Genomic DNA, 22,763 nt, shown 5'->3' on the forward strand with positions numbered 1-22,763 from the left:
GAAGGTGAGGTTATGGGCAGCAACCACAGACGGTCATCGGCAGTTGAGCCCCGGTTTTGGCATCTTGATTGGTCCACTGTCCGTGCCAAGTTAGCGACTGCGCATTACACACTTGCGGACAGGCTGCTTCTGCTTGGCTTTGACTGTTGATGACTGATTTTGCTTGGAAATCTTGGCATTGGCCATCAATGACATCGTCAAAGATGTGACTTAAATTTGCGCCGTAGGCGGTGTTGCTTTTACCTGAGTCCGGGGCATTGTAGTTGTGGCACACAAAACAATTGAGTGTGCCTTCGCCTGTGTGTGGATCACCTTGGAAGGTGGTTTCCATTACGGTATTGGCTAATTTTAATGAGCCGCGTTGGTTACTGGTGTCGCTAGAGCTTTTATTAATATCCGATATCCATAGCGCACCAGTAACTTGATAGTTTTTCCAAACTTTCATGCTGGTGGGAAGGTTGGCACTGGCTAGCAGTTGGTTTTGTAGGCTGTCATTGAGCTTTTCAATGAGGGCGATGTTGAGCCAGTCTCGGCTGCTTGTATCGGTGCTAGCTTGAGTGCCAAACGGGAACACCTGGCAGATATCATTGGGCTGAACGTCACTGGGTAAGCTAATGGAAGTAGACTTTAGGGATTGATTGAGGTTATTACAATCTTTGATGTTTTTAGCACAAGCCTGGCTGGTAAAGTCATAAGCAGATTGCTGGGCGCCTATTTGATCGCACACCACGGCATTATTACTGTGATCTACCGTAACCCAAACCATTTCGGGGTGATTGTCAGCAGTAATAACGATGTGCCAGCCAACGAGTCCTAGCTGCTGCGGTTGGTCATTAATGATGGCGGTGGTTTGATAGTACTGTTGTGGATCATCGTCGGCCGTCATGATTCGCCAAGCCATTTTCAGTTCGAGTGTTTTACCAGGAAAGTTTGCCTGCGACTGAATGGCTTTAACATCACATAGGTTGCGGGAAAAGCGTATTTCATAAAACACCACATTACCTTGCTGATCGTAGATGGCATCGGCACCGGCCTGATCGATTCGTTCTGGCATTTGAAACGGCGAACTGTCATCGGCTGATTTGATCATGCGCAGATTAAAGGAGTGCGCCGGAGCGTCTTTATCACAAGAGTTAGTACCGCTTAACTCTAGAAGTGGAAATCGGCTGGTATTTTCCCAGTTGGCCTGGCTGGTTTTGGCTGATTGCGGTGAGATCAGGTACAGGAACCAATCTTCTGCAAACTGGTAGAACTCACAAAACTCCGGGTCACCGGTGACAGGGTTATTGGCGATATTATTCGGCAAACTATCATAGCCTTGTTGCCACCAATTGGCGCTCTTGCTGAAATTACAATCTTTAACTTGCTGCGGGTTACTTAGGTTAGCACTGTGCACTGGTAGGCTTATCAGTATTAGTGCGACCATTGCAAAAATACACTGATATAGAGGTTTCATGTGTTACTCCATTATGGGTTTTACGACACACCCTTATTTAATCAATAGGGATTGTTACTCAACCAGGGTAAATGGTTACTACATGAGTAATTTAGTTATAGTGTTATTGTTTTAGGTTTTATAAATAATCATTTTTCGTGAAAGTGATTACCGCTATAGAGTATAGGCAAGTAATTAGAAATGAGAATAATTTTATCTTAAGTTGATAAATTCTAAACCTGGCTGTTTTTTAATACTAAATACTGATTTATTTGCTGTGTGTATTGGCATCATGGCTATTTGTAAGGCCATAGTTAATGCGGACTAATGCTTTGGTTTAGCTTGTTTATAATAGGGCGGGATATGTTAATACTAAATTATTATACCAATCAGTATAAGAATTTGATCTACTCAGCGCGCTTTGGGCACACTAATTCAAGGCGAATGATTGAAACAATGGTTGTTCCCTTGTGAAATTATTCAACGCAGAAGTAGGCAGCCTAAAACGCGCCAGAATGGCGATTTTTAGCGATTCTGATGCTGTGTTAACGAGCTTAACCGTAGAATAACTATGCTCTTCACTCGTTGCAAACCACATGGATGTGGTGAATGTCATTAATGCACGACTATAGGGATATAGGAGGTAGGGTAACGCAGGAGCAGTTACCGAGGAGCATTTAAGGACCTTACCTCAGAACCGCTAAATTCTCGCTGAGTGACTAAATGTTTATACTGATTGGTATTATATGTCGACATCTTAAAGATGAATGAAACTGTTTTATTTTTTGGGCTAAATGAAATCAAAATAAATAATTTCTGTTTTATATTGTTTTAATTAAGTTTTTGATGACAAGTGGCAATAGATGTTTATCACCACTTGTTACTTTAGTTATTAGTTTAGATTTTGCCACCATGCTTGGGTGTGGGGCAAATTATTGACCGCTAATATTTGACCCATTTTTGGGGTAAGTAATTGCACTTTATTTACCGTGTCAGCTTGGTTGTCATTATGAGCGCTAATTAACGCTTGAATGCGCGCTAAGGGTTCATACCAACTATGAAACGCCAAATCAAAAGTACCGTTGTGGATGGGCATCATTGCATTGCCTCCCAAGTCTTGGTGTGCTTGAAAGCTCTGTTGTGGTGACATGTGAATGGTTGACCAATCTTTATCATAAGCACCGGTTTCAATCATGGTGAGATCAAACGGACCGTAACGACGACCAATCTCTTTGAAACCGTCAAAGTAACCTGAATCACCACTGAAATAGACATTGCTGTCTGGTCCTTTGATGACATAGGACGCCCAGAGAGTTTCATCTCTGTCGAGTAAACTGCGTCCCGAGAAGTGTTGTGTGGGAGTCGCGGTGATATTGAGCTGCTCAAACTGCGCTGATTGCCACCAGTCTAAAGCGGTGATCTTTGCCGCTGGCACTTGCCACTTTAACAAATGTTTGTCGACACCCAGCGGCACCACGAAATGTTGTACCTTATGCTGTATTTGCGCGATGGTGTCCTTATCTAAGTGATCATAATGGTCATGACTAATGAGTACGCCGTCGATGTCCGGTAGTTGTGACAGTGCTATAGGCGGCTGATGGAAGCGTTTGGGGCCCACAAATGAAAACGGCGACGCGCGCTCGCTAAATACTGGGTCGATAAGCCAACGTTGACCGGCTATTTGCAGATAAATTGTTGAGTGACCGAGGCGAATAACCGTGTCGCGATCAACAGGAATGTCTAACAGATCTTGTTGCTGCAATGTGATGACCGGAATAGCTTTTAGTGGTGCGGCATCGGTACGTTTCTCGGTGATATAACGGCCAAGTAGCGGCAAGATCGCAGTGTCATTACTAAAGTCTTTTGCGGTGTTTTGAAAGCCTTTGTCGGTATGGTGAGCGCCTACCAGCGTCAGATCTTTTTCTGCTGTAGATGAAAATAAGTTGGCCGTTAGCATAAAACCTCCAATAACAACTGCTAATAAAATCGCTTTTAACATGATGATTAACTTTTACTCTAAGTAAACTACACTGGGTAGTTTACTTTGTAATTTTGAAAAGTAAACTGATCAGTGTAAAATAGCTAGTGACAATATCGATAATGGCTGTTAATTAATTGAAAATAGTAGACAAAAAAAATTCTCGTTCAGAGAAAAAGCGCTTGGACATCATTGAAGCGGCGACGCAAGAATTCAAACTAAGTGGTTTTGGGGTCGCAAGCATGGATGATATTGCTGCGCGCGCCGGTGCCTCAAAGCGCACGGTGTATAACCATTTCCCTAGTAAAGAGGCGCTTTTTCAGGCCATTATTGTCAACATGATGGCGACGTTATGCACCTTTGAATGTGACGAATTTAGCCCAGAGCAAGATTTAACCGCACAACTCACACAGCTGGCCCTGGCGGAAATTTCTATGTTAAGTGAGCTCGCTTTTCAGGATATGGCCAAAGTCATCATCGCTGAAGCAATCCATAAACCCCAGTTGATAGAACAGGCAATGGCACAGTTCAGCCAGCAAGAGTCGCCGCTAGAGGCATGGTTTATTGCTGCTATTGATGCGGGGGCGTTAACGGCTAAAGATAGCCAGTTTGTCCTGACCCAGTTTACCGCATTAATTAAGGGCTTTTGCTTCTGGCCGCAACTGATTCAAGGCCAACCTTTTCCTGATGTGGCGGCGCAGCAACAGATAGCAGAATCTGCAGCGCAGATGGTGATATCGCATTACACGCCAAAATGAGCCATTGTTAATGCTTGTTGGCGTGCGATGCGTTAGCGGGTATTTCGCTGTTAGCCCAAGACTAGCTGGGCAATAATGGCAATGATAAGAATAGGGCAAACCCATTTCACGTAAATAGGCCACAGTTTCCAAAAGCGACTGCTGGTATCCGCACCTTGTTGTTGAGCAATGTCTTCAATCAAGCTATTTCGATGCCAGATCCAGCCAAGGTAAATGGCAATACCAAGGGCGATCAACGGTTGTGCTCGCTCAGTCGTGGCGGTAATGATTAAACCAAATAGCTGCTCGAAATTGAACACGATGACGGTCGACATCAAAGTGATCACTGTGGCAACCAAATACGTTGCTCGGTCGCGACCCAGCTGGGTTTTCTCTACTAAATAGCTGGTTGGCACTTCAACAATGGAGATTGCCGATGTTAAGCCTGCGATTGTCATCAGTAAGAAGAAAATGATAGCAATCACATATTGCAGATAGCCGCCGAGGGTTTCAAATAACGCCGGAAGAACGGTAAAGACTAGCGTGTCGGAGTTGAGTAAGCTGCCATCTTCGGCAAATATTTGCACGCCATTGTGTTGAGCAACATACATGGCCGGGATAATCATTAAGGCCGCTAAAAACGCCACACTGGTATCTGTCAAAGTCACATAAGCGGTTAATTTACCGATGTTCTCTTGCCGGTTAAGGTAGGCGCCGTAAACCATCATTGCGCCTGTCCCCACAGTGAGTGAGAAAAAGGTCTGCCCTAGGGCGCCCATCAGCACATCTGCATCCCAAACTCGATTGAAGTCAGGAATGAGCAAGGCACTTAGGCCGGCGGTCGCACCGGGTAAGGTCATGATGTACAGTACGCCTAAAATCAGTATGGCCAGCAGCAACGGCATCAAGCGCTTTGACCAACGTTCAATTCCTTGTTGTACTCCTTGGCGAATAACCACAACCACCATTGCCGTGAAGATAAGGGTGAATATTAAATTACGTGATAAAGAGAACTGCATCAGCCAGTCAGCAACGCCGTCGGCACCTGCCATTTGTGCTAGCGGTGCCGCTGCAAAGCTCACAAACCAGCCTGACAAAATTGTGTAAAAAGTGCAGATTAATGTGGCCGTGATAATGGAGGCAAAGCCGATAAACCGACCAATACTGCGGCTAGTTTGGCTGCGGCCCAATTTAGCCATCGCATCGGCGGGGTTGGTTTGACCGTGGCGGCCAATCATTAGCTCTGCCATTAACATAGGGTAACCCAGCAGCACGATTAGAATTAGATAGACGAGTAGGAAAGCGCCTCCACCGTGGGTAGCCGCTTGAGTAGGAAAGCCCCAAATATTGCCCACGCCCACAGCAGAACCTGCTGCAGCCATAATAAAGCCGATTCGAGAACTAAAGTGAGTTTGCTGATGACTGCTCATTGTAACGGGTCTCTTTAACATGAAGAGCAGGCATCATAGAGCGAAAATTACTAAGGTCAACGCTTGTTTATTGCTCTTAGTTCGTATTTATTCGCAAACATAATGGGTGGTTAAGGATTTTAGTAGTGAATTCTCGCGAATATCTGGCGTTTGGTCGCTATTTCTTGCTCTGATTCTGTATGGTGAACAATAGGCGCAATTTTATCGGGGAGTAAAAACAGCGCCTAACTGCTGAATTTGTGGCTTAACGCAGACTTTATGGCAATGGAATTGCGCTGTGACTCTTCACTTGTTTCAGTACAAAGCTGGAATGAACTCCGGCAATATCATGGTTAGTAGTCAGTTTCTCTAGTAGAAAGCGCTTATAAGCTTCCATATCTACCACCAAGACTTTGAGCTGATAATCTGCATCGCTGCCGGTTAACAGACAGCATTCAAGGACTTCGTCATAGCTCAACATTTCCCGCTCAAAGGCTTCTAAAATTGACTGCGCATGTTTCTCTAGTTTCACTTGCACGTAGGCTGTGAGATTAAGCTTAAATGCCTGTGGGTTCAGAATGGTGCTATAGCCTGCAATAATGCCGCTTTCTTCCATGGCTTTGACGCGGCGAGAGCAGGGCGAAGCGGATAAGCCCACTAGCTGTGCTAACTCTTGGTTGGCCAGTTTGCCGTGTTGTTGCATGAGCCGCAGTATTTGGATGTCGATACTATCAAGCTGTGAAGCATTCATTTAGGTAACTCGCTATCAAAGGTTGATGGGGTAGCAGGGTAGCGTCGAGTCCAATGTGTTTGCCACCTTAGCACCCAATATAGACTGAACAGGGCGATCAAACCACCGATGATGGATGAGGCCAACACATCTTGAGACCAATGCATGCCAAGAACCATGCGGCTAATGCCCATCAGCCAGGTCCAAACAATGAGTATGCTGGGTAGCCACCATTGTCCGGCGATCACAAAAAAGTAGCTCACCACTAAACTCAGTGACACCGCAAATAAGGTGTGCCCAGAGGGGAAGGCAAAGCCGACCTCATGTAACCAGTGCTGTTTGATATTGTCCGATAGCGCAATGGCATCAGTTTGTTGTAAGTACTGCTCAGTGGCAACTGTAATTTGCTGTTGGCGGTCAGCTTTTTCCTGCATATAAAACTGCTTGGTATTGAGCAAACCTTGCTCTTGCAGCAGGACAGCATTAGGTCGCGCTTCGCTGAAGAATGGTTTTAAAAATTGGTTGAGCGTCAGTGATGAGACCATCGCGACGGCGACACTGAGCACGAGCGCTGTAAAGTGCTTTTTAGGTAAACATCGGTAACTAAGGGCATAGATTGCCAATACGGTCAGGACGCCATAGGGGGCGGTCCCCGTAGAGGTAAGCCAATAAAGCCCTTGTGCTAGGAGGGAGTCTAGCGGCACAGTGGCAAACAGATTAATACCGCTGAACCAAATAACCGCGGGCAAAGAAAGTAGTAGCGACCACATTAGTAGCCAGTAACGACGAGCACTAGGAGTTGATGACAAAGCTGAGCCTCAGTGTAAAAAAGAGTAGGCTAGCGCGTGAGCTAAGCACGCGCCATATTAAGAGCATGAATTATCCATTAATCTTTACTCATAAAAGAGCTTTTTGCTCGGTTTCTGGGACATGACGAGTAATAAACATTAATACCAGCATCACCACCACGAGTAGAGCGCTGCCCATTAGCAGTGCATAGTCTTCGAGCTTGAGCACGCCGTAAAGTAAAGCATATAAACAACTGAGCAACGCCGCCATGATGGCGCCATGACGCTTACTGGCCATAATGCTGCCCATATAGAGGCTCACCGAAGTGATAGGAACTAAAGTCGCTAGACCATAGGCCAAGCTAAATGGTAAATGCTCTGAAAGAGACAGGAGCAATAGATAAAACAGTGTCATAGCACAGGTGATCATCAAGTATTGGATCAGGCTAACATTGCGTTTTAAGCTCAATTCAAAAATCAGTAAGGTGATACAAGATAACAAGATAAACAGTAACCCATATTTCACCGCGCGATGTATTTGTCCGTAGTGAGTCACAGGTTGAAACAGCTGTGCATAGGCTTCTACTTCCGTTAAATTCTGCCGGGATTGAGTGCTAAATTGCTGCGGGTAATTACGGGTTAAGTGACTGACTTGCCATGTTGCTTTAAAACCTTGGTTATCAATGTGGCGTGAGGTAGGCAGTAAACCTTTAAAGCTTGGGTGTGGCCAGTCTGCGGTAAAAGTCAGTTGGGTTTGTTGGCCAAGAGGTAGGGCGCTGATAGCTTGAGAGCCACGTAACTGTATCGCAAAATCAGTCTCTAGTTGCGTGTGTTTGTCGCTGAGGTCAACTAGACGATGAAAGCCTGATTGCAAGCCAGGTTGTTCACTCAGGCCTGTGCCGGGCATTAATTCCCCCAATGTGGGTTGCTGCGCCGCTGAGTTTACTGCGATTAAATCAAAGCGGCTGACTTTATCAATGGCTTGGTTAGCTGAAACGGCAAAAACTATCCGCGCATTGCGATAGTCAAACCGTATTAGGTTGGCCACGGTGAGATTGCTGAGATCAAATTGCGCTTTGCCGCTAATGTTGCCTTTGTAGACTAACGATTCGAAAATCCCACGTGAAAGTAAGTCGTGTTGGACGGCAATATCAAGATCAAGCTGCTTTGGCAAGATAACGAGTTCACTATTAAAGTGGCTGCGAACCTGTTTAATATCCCCATTATTGTCGACACTATTATTCACAATCTCATAGGTATAAGGCACCACCAGAACAGGGCCGGCAACACGTTGAGCGTGACCCCAGCTATTGCCAATATCGTCAATCACTTGTTGTTGCAAGGCTTGGCGATCGGAAGTGATATCCATCAGTATGCCTAGGGGGATAAATGACAGCAGGGCGATAACTGCAATGAGCAGTAATTTACTATTGATAGGGCTTTGTTGCATATTGAGCGATTTAAACATGACATTTCCTTGTTGTTTATCATCGCTATTACAGCAAATTAGCATATTCATAGGGGGCCGAGACGCTGATCAATTGTGGCAACAACATGGCAATGTGAATGGAAAAATAGGTTTTTAGTGGGTTGGTTGAAAGTAATCTGACTTGCCACAGGTCTCTTGAGCCAGATCAGGAGAACCGAATGAAAACTTTTAGCGTAAACACAGGTAGCGAGATTGCACGCTACTTATTAATCATTTTTCTATTTATTACCGCATTTAATCGCTTTACCGGTGATGATGCCAATTATTACATCAAGCAGTTAGGTCACCTTAATCTGCCTGAGATTGGCTGGCTAGGTAGCGCCGTTGGTGTACTGCAGTTGTTATTGGTTGCCGTCTTACTATTGCCCGCCAAACGTTGGCGCATCCGCTTGCTGTATGGGTATGCGGCGCTGGCTTTAGTTCCCATGCTGATGTTGTTGACTCATCCTGTATGGATTGACAGCCTAGGTGGTTTTCCAGCTATTGGTGCAGGCCAAGGTTTGATTAAGTACCTAGGGATTGCCGCTGTGGCCTTGTATTTAGCAGCGTACTACAGCGCTAATGATACATTACAGCAGTGGGCATTGCGGCTAAATTGGCTTGGGGTCGTGTTAGTACTGACCTGGATTGGCGGGATGAAATTTACCCAAATTGAAGCCGATGGCATTGAAGGTTTGATGCGCACCAGCGTGTTGTTTAGCTGGATTTATGATTACTTTAGTGTGCTACATGGCTCTTACTTTATTGGAGTCATTGAGCTTATTGCTGTGGTTGCTTTAATGATGGCACGCATTTCAACGCCTATCTATCATCTGGGGTTGTTGATGGCGGCGCTGACCTTCATTGCGACTCAAACCTTTATTATTAGTCTGCCGGCCTACAGCACTGACAGCGGTTTTTGGATGCTAACCTCAAGCGGTCAGTTTATTGTCAAAGATTTGGTATTGCTTGCCAGTTGCGTGGTGTTATTTGTCCATCATAACAACCGCCAAAAGGTTTAGATGAGGCAAAATAAAAGAGCACCTTAATCGGTGCTCTTTTATTTATTGTTGGTCTTGGTTTAATTTGGCCTCTAAGGCCTCAACCTGAGCTTGCAGTGCTTCGAGCTTTTCACGGGTCTTCAGTAATACATGCTGCTGAACTTCAAACTCCTCTCGTGAAACCACATCCAATTTCATTAATTGGCTTTGCAGCACCTGCTTGCTTTTGTCCTCAAACTCCCCAGCAAATTGCTTTAAACCTGCTGGCAGGTTATCACTTAATTGCTTGGCAACTTCTTCGATTTTCTTTGGGTTGATCATGTTGGTTTCCGCTTCAGTGCTAAATGCTCAATGGTGGTAGATTGTACCTGAGCCATTGACGATTGCCAAAATAAACACCGCTTAGTGCGAACTAAGCGGTGTTTGCTTGGCTTGGCCAATTAAGCTTGCGATGGTTGCTCTGCGAGCGTAGGATCTGCCTTTAACGTTTCATCAAATACGGGCAGGGGTTGATGTTTTTCTGCCAAGTAAGTGTATATCACCGGCAGTACAAACAAGGTAAACACGGTACCAATAGCCAGCCCTGAGACGATCACTAGGCCAATATTGAATCGCGCTACTGCGCCTGCACCCACCGCAAATAGCAGCGGAATCAGACCGGCAATCATTGCTGCGGTAGTCATTAAAATGGGGCGCAGTCGAATTGTCGCCGCATGCTTAATGGCTTCAGTGCGACTCAAACCATTGTGTAGCTGCTCTTCTTTAGCCACCTCACACATTAAGATACCGTGCTTAGTGATCAGCCCCACTAAGGTGATTAAACCTACCTGCGTATAGATGTTCATCGACGATAGCCCCATAACGTGGGTCCACCCAAGCGCAATCAAGGCGCCACTAATCGCCAGTGGCACTGACACTAAGATCACTAGTGGGTCTTTTAGGCTTTCAAATTGGCTAGCCAATACCAAAAAGATGATGGCCAAGGCGAGGCCAAAGGTGGCATATAATGCCGAACCTTCAGTAACATACTGACGTGCTTCACCAAGAAAGTCGTAGCTATAGCCCTTAGGTAAGTCGTTATCGCCAATGTTTTTAAGAAAAGCGATCGCATCACCGATAGCAACCCCAGGAGTCGCCACACCGCCCACGGTCACCGCATTCATTTGGTTGAAGTGCGGCAGTGACCTTGGCTCAGAAACCATCTCGATATCGACCAAACTTGCTAAGGGGATAGAGCGGCCGTCGGCAGCAGTAAGGTAATAACCTGCTAGTGATTCTGGGTTAGCGCGGTATTTGCGCTCCACTTGCGGAATCACCTCATAGGAGCGGCCATCGAGGTTAATGCGGTTAACATAGCCATCACTCATCATGGTGGTTAAGGTTAAACCGATATCCTGCATCGTGATGCCATAAGCGCCTGCAACATCGCGTTTGATATGGATTTTCATCGCTCCTGAATCAAACTTGAGGTTAATTTCAGAGTAAACAAACAGTGGACTTTGCTGTACTTTTTCCAGCACGCTGGAACCAATTTGGAATAAGCTCTCAAATGATGCCGAACTGGTGATCACAAACTGGATTGGTAGGCCACTTGATGCCCCAGGCAGCTCTGGCATTTGGAACGTGGTTACCGCCATTCCCGGAATGGTTTTAACCTGTTCACCAAAGAACTTTTGCATCTCTTTCTGGCTCTTGTCACGCTCACTCCATGGCACTAATGGCGCAATACCAAATGCCTGGTTGGCGTTAGGTACCCCAACAAATGCTAATGATGCAGCGGCTTCTGGTTGCTCGCTGATCATATTGGTGACTAAGGTCATATTCGACTGAATATAATCTAAATTGGCGCTGGATGGCGCGGTGCCCATCATCATGACCACGCTCTTATCTTCGTTGGGCGCAAGCTCCGACGGGATAAAGCTAAACATGATAGGTAAAGAGATAAATACGATTACCGCAAAACCAATAATCACCGGACGCTTTTCTAAAACAGCAGATAACATCCGATTGTAGCGATTGGTTAGGCCTGCTAAAAATCGCTCAACAGCTTGTTCAAATCGATTTGGCTGGCTGTGGGCTTTGAGGATTTTAGAGCACATCATTGGTGATAAGGTTAATGCGACAATACCAGAGATAAATACCGCACCGGCTAAGGTTAGGGCGAACTCTTTAAATAGTGACCCAGTAATCCCCCCCATAAGGGCGATGGGGGCGTAAACTGCCGCTAAGGTAATCGTCATCGAAATAACGGGTACCGCGATCTCTCGTGTACCGATAATTGCCGCCCTAAACGGTGTTTCACCCAGTTTAATATGGCGGTCGACATTTTCTACTACCACAATGGCATCATCCACAACCAAACCGATCGCCAGTACCATTGCCAGTAATGTCATCAAGTTAAGGGTAAAGCCAAACATTTGCATGATCACCGCCACGCCAATCAATGACAAAGGAATGGTGACAATAGGGATTAATACTGCTCTAAACGAGCCTAAGAACAGGGTGATCACCACGATAACAATCAGCGCGGCTTCACCAATGGTTTTGATCACTTCATCAATAGACTCATCAATGGCAAGAGAAGAGTCATACAGCACGCGGGCTTTCATCGAAACAGGCAAGTCGCGTGATATTTGCGGCATCATGGCGCGAGCATCGGCTGCCACAATCAGCGGATTGGCTGTCGGAGTCACATCGAGGCCAACAACAACCGCCTCCTGGCCATCGGCCAAGGCACGATAAACATCATGGCTTTTCTCCAAACTTACCGTAGCGATATCGCCAAGGCGAATCACTAGCCCGTCCTTACTGCCAACTACTAACTTTTCCAGTTCAGCAACGGTGGCAACTTGTGTATCCGCGGTACCGTTAAACAAAGTGAAAGTGTTATTGGCTTGGCCTACGGCAGACTGATAGTTGTTGGCTTGCAACACATTCATGACATCGGTAGAGGATAGATTAAATGCCCCCATACGTGCAGGATCAAGCCAAATTCGCATTGCGTATTTTATGCCGCCATAGAGGTTGACCTTAGCGACACCATCAATCGTAAATAGCTCAGGTTTCACTACGCGCTCAAGGTAATCGGTGATCTGACTTGAGTTAATTTGGTCGCTATAAAACGAAATATACAGCACCGAAGTTTGCGACCCAGTAGACATCTCGACTGTAGGATCTTCAGCTTCTTTAGGCAGCTGCGAGCGTACCGAGTTGACCTTAGCGAGAATGTCGGCCAAGGCGCCATTGGGATCGGTGTTGAGCTTCATGTAGACGGTAATTTTTGAACTACCTAAGAAGCTCTCCGATGTCATGAAATCAACATTATCTGCCTGTGCGAGAGCTTGTTCTAATGGCTGAGTGATAAAGCCTTGAATGAGATTGGAATCAGCCCCGTAATAACTGGTGGTCACCGTGACCACGGTATTGGTCATTTCAGGGTATTCTCGCACCTGCATGCTCTTCAGCGCATACGCCCCGAGCAGCACAATGAGGAAGCTGATTGAAGCTGCCAATACAGGGCGGCGAATAAAGATATCAGTAAAGCGCATTGCCAGACCCCCCGTTATAATTGCGGCAGTGTGGCTGGGGGAGTGAGTGCGTCATCCTCCGTCACATCGACTTTACTGTTATTACTGAGGCGAACCTGCCCAGATGTCACGATGACATCTCCGGCTTTAACGCCACCAGTCACCAGTGCATTGAGCTCATCACGCTCAACTACAGTGACATTCACTTGTTGTACACGCTTAACTGTTTCGCCATTTTCTTCCTTATCTTCAATGATGTATACAGAGTCGCCATATAAAGTAAAGCTGATGGCCGTTTGCGGCAATACCACTTGCTCTGCTAGCTCGGGCAGTAGGATATCCACTTTGGCAAACATGCCGCTGCGTAATTTGGCGTCAGTATTGGGAATTTGAGCCTGCACTTGAATCAAGCCGCTTTGGTAGAACACTGCAGGCTCAATGGCAGAGATCACCCCTTCAAATGGCTCGGTGGGGTAGGCATCAACATATACATGCACTTTTTGCCCAGTCGCAATGCGGGACAGCTGGGTTTGCGGAATAGTGAAGCGAATCTTCATGGTACTAATATCTTCTAAACGCACGATTTCAGTACCGGTTTGCAGATATTCACCTAAGTTAACGTTGCGAATACCGACTAAACCCGAGAACGGGGCCTTAATTTCACGACGCCCGATAGTGGCACTTAGGCTTTCACTGTCGGCTAGAAGCGCTAAGTACTTAGATTCACTATTGTCCAAATCTTGTTTAGATACCGAGTTTTGCTTGTATAACTTGGTGAGCCTTTTAAAGTCAGCTTCGGCAGCGGGCAGCTGCACTTGCTTACTTTTTAAATTGGCCTTTTCGACTTTGGAGTCGAGTTCAATCAGCATTTGTCCTGCTTCGACTTGTGTACCGTTTTCAAATCGAATGGCTGACACTACGCCTGCTAACTCATTGGAGATTGTCACCCCTTGGTTAGGTTCTACAAAACCAATTGCATTAATCGTGGGTTGCCAATGACTTGATTGCACTTCAATCGCAGTCACCGGCGATACGGGCTCGGGCATGTTTGCAATAGCGTCAGCAATTTTGCCTTTAACAAAAAGGTTAAAACCTATCACAGAGCCAAATGCCAGTACGGCTATCACTAGCATTACCATTGTCCATTTTTTCATGTCCGAACCGCTCCTTTAGCGTGTTGTTCAGTTTTTACTTGGATGCTTTGCCAGCATAATTCGCAGGCCAAGTCGATCTCTTCAGTTTGGTATTCGATGAGTCCACGTCTGATAGCGCGGGCTAAGGTCATCGCCGGCTCCATTGACAAGGCATACAGCGCGCGTGGATGCAGCGGCTGAATACTGCCCTGTTTGAGCCCCTCTTCAAAAAGGTGCAGCAATGGCGCAAACAGTTGTAATTCAATCTGACGAATTTCATCCGTATTGCTTTCAGGCAAGTGAGCATACTGTTCATAGCTGAGGTTGGCAGGCGTACGCTGTTTACCGTAGTGGTACATTTTCATCCAAATACGCTTAAAGCGTTGCTCTAAATTACCTTGGTCATGATCCTCTAAGATCGCTTCTGCAACTTGGGCTAACACATCTCGACGTAGTGTTAATATGAGCTCATTTTTATCTTTGAAGTAGCGATAAATCGTACCTGCAGCCACACCGGCCTCGTTGGCAACATGCTGCATTGACAGGCCCTGAATACCACCGTTTGCGATAATCTTCTCTGCCGCACGTAATATGCGGTCTTGTTTGTTGTGCATAAATCACTCACAAATGAATGAACGTTCATTCATAGTGTAGTCATGTGTATAGTCACTCGCAAGCAATAATTTGCATCATTTTAGAATTAGCTTGCTAAGTTTTTGAGATTGCAGTTAATAAATATAGCCACAATTGGTGTCGTTGCAGTTAATCAATAGAACCTTTTCGTTTGCACTGTGGTTTCTGCTATGATTCCTGCTTTACAGCCTTTCTAGATTATCTTGGTTATAACGTATCCATGAAGCTCAATCCCGGACAAAATGACGCGGTACACTATGTCAGTGGCCCTTGTTTAGTACTTGCTGGTGCAGGTAGTGGCAAGACCCGTGTGATCATCAATAAAATTGCTTATTTGGTGCAAAAGTGTGGTTATAAACCGCGCAATATTGCCGCGGTCACCTTTACCAATAAAGCTGCACGTGAAATGAAAGAGCGTGTGGCGCAGTCGATGGGACGTAAAGAAGCGCGGGGCTTATGGATATCAACCTTTCATACCTTAGGCTTAGAGATCATCAAGCGCGAGTACAAAGTGGTCGGCTTGAAACCTGGTTTTTCCTTATTCGATGACCAAGATACGTTGGCACTGTTAAAAGAGCTGACCGAAAATGAGCTAGACGGTGATAAAGATCTGCTGAGTGCGTTAATGACCGCCATTTCCAATTGGAAAGGTGATTTGATGATTCCGGAGCAAGCGCGTAAGACGGCTAAAGATGAGCAGTCGCAGCTATTTGCTTTGTTGTATCAGCGCTATGCCCAACATATGAAAGCCTACAATGCGCTCGATTTTGATGATCTAATTTTACTGCCAACACTGTTGTTGCGGCATAACCTTGAAGTGCGACAGCGCTGGCAAACACGCATTCAATATTTGCTGGTGGATGAGTATCAAGATACAAACACCAGCCAATATGAATTGGTGAAGTTGCTAGTGGGCGAGCGAGCACGCTTTACCGTTGTGGGCGATGACGATCAATCTATTTACTCTTGGCGTGGGGCTAAGCCGCAGAACTTAGTGCTATTGGGCAAAGACTTTCCTTCCCTGCGTTTGATTAAGTTGGAGCAAAACTACCGTTCAAGTCAGCGCATCTTGCGGGCCGCTAACATTTTGATTGCTAATAACCCGCATGTTTACGATAAATCATTGTTCAGTGAGCTGGCCTACGGTGAGCCGCTGAGAGTGTTGATGGCGGCAAATGAGGAGCAGGAAGCTGAGCGAGTCATTGCGGAGATGATTCGTCACAAGTTTGTGGGTAAAACCTCATTTGGTGATTACGCGATTCTGTACCGCGGAAACCATCAATCACGCCTGTTGGAAAGGGCGTTGATGACCAACCGTATTCCTTACAAGTTAAGTGGCGGTACCTCATTTTTTGGTCGCGCTGAAATTAAAGACATCATGGCTTACCTGCGTTTAGTGGTAAACCCTGATGATGACAATGCATTTTTGCGAGTGGTGAACTTACCTAAACGGGGCATAGGCCCAGCTACTTTAGAGCGCGTGGGCAACTTTGCTAATCAAAAACAGATCTCTTTGTTTGAAGCCATTTTTGATAGTGAGCTTAATCATCATTTGCCGCCCGCTGCCATGTCGTCGCTGTATCAATTTGGCAAATTTATTGTGGATACTGGTGAGCATGCAAGCCGTGGCGAACCCGTTGAAGCCGTTAAGCATCTGATCCGAAATATTAATTACGAAGATTACCTCTACGAGACCAGTACCAGCGCCAAAGCCGCTGAAATGCGGATGAAAAATATCTCCGAGCTGTATCGCTGGGTGACTGAGATGTTAGAGGGTGATGAGCTTGATGAAGGCATGACTTTGCCTGAGGTGGTAACGCGACTGACTTTGCGCGACATGATGGAGCGCAATAGTGAAGATGAAGCAGGCGATCAGGTGCAATTGATGACTTTGCATGCCTCTAAAGGGTTGGAGTTCCCCTATGTGTTTATGGTGGGAACTGAAGAGCGTATATTGCCGCACCAAAGCAGTATCGATGAAGATAATGTTGAAGAAGAGCGGCGCCTCGCTTACGTAGGTATCACCCGAGCACAAAAAGAGTTGTGGTTTATTGTTTGTCGCGAGCGGCGTCAATTTGGCGAGGTGATGCGCTGCGAGCCAAGCCGCTTTTTAATGGAGTTGCCCCAGGACGACTTGATTTGGGAAAACCGTAAACCCCAGCAAAGTGAGCAGCAACGTGTGCAAGCCGGTAAGGCTAATATTGCCAACTTGCGTGATATGTTTAAAAAGTAACCTTCTGCTTAGCGATCCATCTGGCTGTGGCTAGTGATGAATTGCGGGCTTATGGCCGGTGGGTTAGGCGCATATCTCTTGCAAAAATTTTTTTTTATCCAGCCCATTGATATCAAAAGCTCGGCCAAGTGCCGGGCCTTGCCCCTCTTTTACCCCTAAGTTGAGCAGTTGCTGGCGCTGTATATCGCTGCTCACCCCTTCAACAAATAAGGTTAGCTCAAGCGCTTGAGCACTGAGATTATGGGCTTTAAGCAAGCGTTGATGTTGTTCATGCTCTAGATGAGAAACATAGCTAGAATCAAGCTTTAGACCGCGTAGCGGCAAGAAGGTTAAGCTGCTTAGTGCGCTATGGGCAGTGCCATAAGCACAAAGGGCCAGATTCATGTTGAGCTTTTTCAATAGATCGAACGCATTGATATGGTTTTCAGTATCCAGCACAAACTCTTTCTCATCGAAAAATAACCACACATTTTCAGGCTTAAACAGGCATTGCTTGAGACGGTTTTTAAGCTTACGTACCGCATGTTTATGTTTGAGGTGTTGGCTAGCGATGGTCAAATGCAAGCCAGTATCGGCCAGTGGGCTGGCTTGCAGTTGTGGGTACTCTTTATTGAGTTGCTCTAGTAAATATAAATCAAGCTCTTTGGTTAGATTACAGTGCTCGGCAATGTTATTTAGTTGGGCTTGTTTGATTTTGCCTAGCTGAGGATGCAACCAATAGAGTGTGGGTTCAATGGCGATGACGTTCTCGTTGGTCAAATCCATTATTGGGAAATATTGAATGGCCAGTTTGTCTTCGGCGATAGCTTGGCGCAGTTCAATCTCGAGCTCAACATCTTTGATTAACTGAGTATGGGACTGCTCATCAAAGATGATATAACAGCCTTTACCTTTAGACTTAGCTTGATACATTGCGGCATCAGCATCACGTAATAATGACTCACTGGTATCGGTTTTCTGTTTGCCGCTAAAAGCGATACCGATACTGGCACCAGAGGTAAAGCTTTGATCGCCAATTTCATAGGGTCGCGACAAACTGGTTAATACTCGCTCGGCCACTTCTTTGGCATCTTCGACTTCATTAATGCTGTCGAGCAATATCACAAACTCATCACCGCCAATGCGACCTAAGGTGTCGTTGTCTCGAATGCATTGCTGTAATCGTTTTGCGGTTTCAATTAAAAAGCGGTCACCTTGGAGGTGGCCTAAGGTGTCGTTAATCAACTTAAAGCGATCTAAATCGATAAACAGTAGTGCAAAACGGTCAAGTCCGTGGCGTCTAACATGTTTTATGGCCTGGTTGAGTCGCTCCATAAACATGGCGCGGTTAGGCAGGCCAGTTAACGTATCGTGACTAGCATCATGGACCAATTGCTGCTCAACTTTGCAACGCTGCGCTATCTCTTTTTCTAAATCTTGGTTAAGCATGGCCAAAGCTTGGGTACGATGCGCGACTTTATCTTCTAACTCTTCATAGCTGCGGCGCAGTGACTCGGCTGATAACTTACGCTCAATTGCCGCGGCGATATGTTGTGAGACAAAGGTCAGTAGCTCAACATCTTTAGCCTGATAATTTTGCGACATACTGAAGCTGTAAATCGTTAAGGCACCACGAACGATACCTTGAATAAACAGTGGCACCCCTATCCATTGGTGGATGGTTTCAGTTTTATTTAAAAACGGTGCTTCAGCATAAAGTTCATTGGCCTCAATCAAGGCTCTGATATCTTTACTGTCGAGCAGCATGGGCCGTTTATTCTTGAGAATGTATTCGGTTAACCCATCTGACAATGGTCGCTTTTGTGGCGGGGTCGCGCTGAGCTGTGATACATAAAACGGGAAGTCGATATGACGTCCGCTCTCATCTATTAATGCGATATAACAGTTATTGGCTGGCAATAGGTGACTGATCACCCGGTGCAGCTCGGCGTAGAAATCATCGACCTTTAATCGCGTGTTGGAGAGGTTAGCGATTTCAAAGAGTGATTTTTGCAGGCGTTCAGCGCGGCGGCGCTCAAACACTTCCTGCTTAAGTTTGTCATAAGCAACACTGAGCTCTTTAGTGCGGTGCTCAATGGCTTGCTCTAGTTGTTGTTGGTGTTGAATACGTTCAAATACACCTGCAATGTGCTGGCTAATGAAAATCATTAGCTCAACTTCTATTTCACCGTAACTAATGGCTTCGCGGTAACTTTGGACTACCAACACACCCGCTGTTTCACTGCCATTAAAGATAGGTACACCCAGCCATTGATGGCAAGCCGTGCCTCGGCTCATGATCTGTTTATCAGCAACCAACTGATTGAACTTTATCTCATCGCACAGAAGTGGCTGGCCCGTTTTGAGTACGTAGCCTGTCAGGCCGCTATAGAGCGTGCGAGACATATCTTCGTCGGGATAGATGAGGCTAGGGTGCGAATCTTTTTCGTCAATAAAAAAGGGTAGTTCGATGCGCTGGGTTTGTGGGTTAACGATGGCCACAAAAAAATTATCGGCAGGCAAAAGCTTGCTCAATGTATTATGAATACCGGAGTAAAACTGCTCGGTCGAATTGACCTTAGCTGCTAGGTTCGATATCTCTAATAGAGCATTTTGGGTTATTTCTGCGCGCTTATACTTAAGTGCAAGTGCCTTTAAGCGAGCAATCCTTTTGTGTAATCGCCCCACCTCAATCTCTGAGTGTGGGTGTCTGTCATCCCTAAACATGGCTCCGCCAATCGCTATAATTATTTTTTAGACTAGGATTTGGGGTTAATAGGTATAAATAGCATGAAAAAAAATCAGATCCAAGTCATTATTTTGACTGTTTCATGATTATATTTAGATCAATTAGCTAAAACTTGAGCAAATGAGCAAAAAAAGTTAGCTTTACTATAGACGCGCCGTTAATTTATCCCTACTATATGCGGCGCTAACAAGGCAGGCACCCATAGCTCAGCTGGATAGAGCGCACCCCTCCGGAGGGTGAGGCCGAGGGTTCGAATCCTTCTGGGTGCACCAGTTGGAAAAGAGCTTGTTAGCAAGAAAAGTACACAGTGGTGATTGTAGCTCAGTTGGTAGAGCCCCGGATTGTGATTCCGGTTGTCGTGGGTTCAAGTCCCATCAGTCACCCCACTTTTCCCCCTATGTTCGGTGATTAGCGCAGCCCGGTAGCGCATCTGGTTTGGGACCAGAGGGTCAGAGGTTCGAATCCTCTATCACCGACCACTCATTTTTAGATAGTGATTTTATATCGGTATCGAAACACAAAATTCGGTGATTAGCGCAGCCCGGTAGCGCATCTGGTTTGGGACCAGAGGGTCAGAGGTTCGAATCCTCTATCACCGACCACTTCTTAAAGATAGTGATGAAAAAGCCCTTCGATAATTCGAAGGGCTTTTTTGTATCCAAGCTATAATGCCGAGTTTCGATATCATACCAATCAGTATGAACATTGAGTCACTGAGAGAGAGCTTAGCGGTTCTGAGACAAGGTCGTTAACTGCTCCTGCGTTACTCTACCTCGTATATCCTTATAGTCGTGCATTAATGACATTCACCACATCCATGCGGCTTGCAACGAGTGAAGCGCATAGTGGTTCTACGGTTCAGCTCGTTAACACCGCATCAGCTATTCGCTCTGAACTCGTTTGCCAACAATCGCGATGAGTCGATCAAATTCTTATAATGATCGGGATAAGTGCTCAAGTCGCCCTTAGCGACTATCTTGCTTGCTGTCTTGTTGGCTCGGCATCACGATGACTGCTCATGTGATGCCTAACTTAGTGCTATAACTCGATTTTCTCTGGTGGGGTGATAAAGCCCATATAAGCATCGGTTTTTAATGGCTCAAATCGTTTAAGCTGCTGCTCTTCTTGGATACCAGTGACGATGATTTGGATGTCGAGTCCTCTGGCAACGTTCACCAGTGCTCGGCATAGCTCACTGCTGTGTTGGCTTTCGTCATAATACGCGAAAGATTGATCCAGCTTGACGTATGTCGGCCTAAGTGACTGCAGGTATGCCATTGAGCCAAATTGGCGACCGAAATGATCGATACCAAAGTGGGCGCCGCTGTCACGGATAATAGCACACAAGGCCTCACAGGCTTCAGGGTCGCTATAGATACCGGCTTCGGGTATGTCAAAGCACATTCGCTCAGCCAATGGCGTAGTGCGCAAGAACTGTTTCAACCAGTCATGGAAGCTCAGGTCGCTTAGACTTTGGAAGGTCAAATTAATGGCGATGGGCTCATAATTACGGTCTAACAGGTGCTTTTCATTTACGGTTTCAATTAAACTTCTATCTAACATTGAGCCTAATGACAGCAATTCAACATAGGGCATAAACTGGCCGGCATGGATAACTTTATCGCCAATCGTTACCTGGCAATAGAGTTCACGCTGAACCACGCCTCTGTTGCCATTAAATTGTACCGGTTGCCATTTGAATTGGAATTTTTTGGTCGAGATGGCTTTACCCAAATGCTCGCGCCATTGCTCGCGGGTAAACAGTTGTTTTTCATTGGTCTCAAACCAATGGAATACTTTATTTTCTTGGATAGCTTTTTGCTGAGCATTATCGGTTTGTGCCAAAATGTCAGATACGGTCATTTGTCCTAAACGCTCAGCCAGACCAATGGCAAAATTCTCATTTGGCTTGCAGCCAGCCTTCGACATCTCTTGATTTACGGTGCGAATAAGACTCTGTAGATATTTACTGGTCTGTTCGTGCTCTGCACTGGGTAGTAGGAAAGCAAACTCATAGGCCGCAATTCGGGCAATGATAGAGGGTGCGACGCCATCTAAGTGTTGGGTCATTTTCTCAGACAGTAAGCGAATAGTCTCATCACGCACTTGGTAGCCATACTTACTGTGCACTTCTTCCAGCCAATCAAACTTAGCCAGTAGCAAAGCACCGTTTGAGGGCTCGCTTAACCAGCTGTTTATTTGGCCCATCATGTATTGGCGGTTCGGCAATCCAGACACTTGGTCTACCAAGTTTTTCTTACGCAGCTCGGTGACTTCTTCATCTAATGAACTAAAGACCTGCTTAAGCTGTTGTGACATGCTGTTAAAGGCGGTCACCACAGATTTTAATTCAGAGGTTTTTGGGATATCGAGTTCAGGGCCAAATTTGCGTTGCGCAATATCCTTGGCGTGCTCGGCGATATCATGTAAGGGTTTGAGTATCCACGATAGCCCAACTCGGGCGAGTACAATGGCAAGTAAAAACAAAATAGCGAACACCATAATGGCGTTGCTCATGGTACGCCATAGCTCATGGTAGCCAAAACCAGGGTGCGCTGTAATTTCAAGGCGGGCTAACTGGATCCAGCCAGAGGTAATCACGCTTTCTTTTTTAATGGTTTTGAAAAAGCCTAAATCAATAAACCATTGCGGTACGCCGTCGATTTCTATTGGATTTTGCCAAACTTGCTGTTTGCCATCGACTAACCAGGTCAGCTTAACTTGCTGATAATAGCCACCTTCAAAAATGACATTAATCAGCGTCTCAGCGCCAACAATATCTCCGGCTTCTAAGTCAGGGACGAGCATAATGCCTAAGCTATGGCTGGTGTTATTTAAATCAGATTCCATTTGCTTAGTAAGGAAGTTTTGGGTCTCGGTAAATTGCACGTAACCTAAGCTCGCAACAACCACTAAGAACAAACCAAACAACAACGAGTATATCTGTCGAAACAGTGTCATTT

15 protein-coding genes and 4 tRNA genes are annotated in these 22,763 nt (G+C 45.8%); 7 read left to right on the forward strand and 12 right to left on the reverse strand.

Annotated features, from left to right (window positions below; all coding sequences use genetic code 11):
• Positions 1-10: 10 nt before the first annotated feature.
• Entirely contained in the window at positions 11-1,456 is a 1,446-nt protein-coding gene (locus FLM48_RS02155) for a mannan-binding lectin (RefSeq protein ID WP_179023141.1), read from the reverse strand.
• A gap of 871 nt (positions 1,457-2,327) precedes the next feature.
• A complete protein-coding gene (locus tag FLM48_RS02160; protein WP_179023143.1) occupies positions 2,328-3,392 on the reverse strand; it encodes an MBL fold metallo-hydrolase in 1,065 nt (354 codons plus the stop codon).
• Positions 3,393-3,550: 158 nt separating this feature from the next.
• Between FLM48_RS02160 and FLM48_RS02165 the strand changes: the two genes are divergently transcribed.
• Positions 3,551-4,171: a TetR/AcrR family transcriptional regulator gene (locus FLM48_RS02165; protein WP_256871021.1), complete on the forward strand. Its 621-nt coding sequence runs from the start codon at positions 3,551-3,553 to the stop codon at positions 4,169-4,171.
• Between the two features lie 50 nt (positions 4,172-4,221).
• Here FLM48_RS02165 and FLM48_RS02170 read toward each other — a convergent pair whose 3' ends face one another.
• The 4 genes from FLM48_RS02170 to creD all read right to left on the reverse strand — a co-directional run bounded on the left by FLM48_RS02170 (position 4,222) and on the right by creD (position 8,545).
• A complete protein-coding gene (locus FLM48_RS02170; RefSeq protein ID WP_179023145.1) occupies positions 4,222-5,580 on the reverse strand; it encodes a sodium-dependent transporter in 1,359 nt (452 codons plus the stop codon).
• A gap of 256 nt (positions 5,581-5,836) precedes the next feature.
• The gene (locus tag FLM48_RS02175; RefSeq protein ID WP_028773637.1) at positions 5,837-6,310 is read right to left on the reverse strand and encodes an Lrp/AsnC family transcriptional regulator; all 474 of its coding nucleotides are present in this window, start codon (positions 6,308-6,310) and stop codon (positions 5,837-5,839) included.
• Positions 6,307-7,098, reverse strand: a complete 792-nt coding sequence (locus FLM48_RS02180) for a phosphatase PAP2 family protein (protein WP_179023146.1) — start codon at positions 7,096-7,098, stop codon at positions 6,307-6,309. The genes FLM48_RS02175 and FLM48_RS02180 overlap by 4 nt, the downstream gene beginning before the upstream one ends.
• 88 nt (positions 7,099-7,186) lie before the next feature.
• Positions 7,187-8,545, reverse strand: coding sequence for a cell envelope integrity protein CreD (gene creD, locus FLM48_RS02185; RefSeq protein WP_179023148.1), 1,359 nt, complete (start codon positions 8,543-8,545; stop codon positions 7,187-7,189).
• A 179-nt stretch (positions 8,546-8,724) separates the two neighbouring features.
• Between creD and FLM48_RS02190 the strand changes: the two genes are divergently transcribed.
• Positions 8,725-9,567: a DUF417 family protein gene (locus FLM48_RS02190; protein WP_179023150.1), complete on the forward strand. Its 843-nt coding sequence runs from the start codon at positions 8,725-8,727 to the stop codon at positions 9,565-9,567.
• A gap of 42 nt (positions 9,568-9,609) precedes the next feature.
• On the opposite strand, the gene FLM48_RS02195 is transcribed toward FLM48_RS02190, so the two are convergent.
• The 4 genes from FLM48_RS02195 to FLM48_RS02210 form a co-directional block, all read right to left on the reverse strand.
• Positions 9,610-9,867, reverse strand: coding sequence for an accessory factor UbiK family protein (locus FLM48_RS02195; RefSeq protein ID WP_179023152.1), 258 nt, complete (start codon positions 9,865-9,867; stop codon positions 9,610-9,612).
• A gap of 119 nt (positions 9,868-9,986) precedes the next feature.
• The gene (locus FLM48_RS02200; protein WP_179023154.1) at positions 9,987-13,094 is read right to left on the reverse strand and encodes a multidrug efflux RND transporter permease subunit; all 3,108 of its coding nucleotides are present in this window, start codon (positions 13,092-13,094) and stop codon (positions 9,987-9,989) included.
• A 14-nt stretch (positions 13,095-13,108) separates the two neighbouring features.
• Complete coding sequence (locus FLM48_RS02205) at positions 13,109-14,227, reverse strand: efflux RND transporter periplasmic adaptor subunit (protein WP_179023156.1); 1,119 nt, start codon at positions 14,225-14,227, stop codon at positions 13,109-13,111.
• Positions 14,224-14,820: a TetR/AcrR family transcriptional regulator gene (locus FLM48_RS02210; RefSeq protein ID WP_256871022.1), complete on the reverse strand. Its 597-nt coding sequence runs from the start codon at positions 14,818-14,820 to the stop codon at positions 14,224-14,226. The genes FLM48_RS02205 and FLM48_RS02210 overlap by 4 nt, the downstream gene beginning before the upstream one ends.
• A 239-nt stretch (positions 14,821-15,059) precedes the next feature.
• Between FLM48_RS02210 and rep the strand changes: the two genes are divergently transcribed.
• Positions 15,060-17,072, forward strand: a complete 2,013-nt coding sequence (gene rep, locus FLM48_RS02215) for a DNA helicase Rep (RefSeq protein ID WP_179023158.1) — start codon at positions 15,060-15,062, stop codon at positions 17,070-17,072.
• Between the two features lie 63 nt (positions 17,073-17,135).
• Here the strand turns inward: rep and FLM48_RS02220 are convergent, their stop codons facing one another.
• Positions 17,136-19,778 carry a diguanylate cyclase domain-containing protein gene (locus FLM48_RS02220; protein ID WP_179023160.1) on the reverse strand — a complete coding sequence of 881 codons (2,643 nt, stop codon included), beginning with the start codon at positions 19,776-19,778 and terminating at the stop codon, positions 17,136-17,138.
• 217 nt (positions 19,779-19,995) lie between these two features.
• On the opposite strand from FLM48_RS02220, the gene FLM48_RS02225 reads away from it, so the two are divergent.
• From FLM48_RS02225 to FLM48_RS02240, 4 genes are all read left to right on the forward strand, one after another.
• A tRNA-Arg gene (locus FLM48_RS02225) sits at positions 19,996-20,072 on the forward strand.
• A gap of 38 nt (positions 20,073-20,110) precedes the next feature.
• Positions 20,111-20,186 (forward strand) — tRNA-His (locus tag FLM48_RS02230).
• A gap of 16 nt (positions 20,187-20,202) precedes the next feature.
• A tRNA-Pro gene (locus FLM48_RS02235) sits at positions 20,203-20,279 on the forward strand.
• A gap of 46 nt (positions 20,280-20,325) precedes the next feature.
• Positions 20,326-20,402 (forward strand) — tRNA-Pro (locus FLM48_RS02240).
• Positions 20,403-20,838: 436 nt separating this feature from the next.
• Here the strand turns inward: FLM48_RS02240 and FLM48_RS02245 are convergent.
• A complete protein-coding gene (locus FLM48_RS02245; protein WP_028773630.1) occupies positions 20,839-22,761 on the reverse strand; it encodes an EAL domain-containing protein in 1,923 nt (640 codons plus the stop codon).
• Positions 22,762-22,763: the final 2 nt, after the last annotated feature.

The organism is Shewanella sp. Scap07, from assembly GCF_013394145.1.
GTDB classification, from domain to species: domain Bacteria; phylum Pseudomonadota; class Gammaproteobacteria; order Enterobacterales; family Shewanellaceae; genus Shewanella; species Shewanella waksmanii.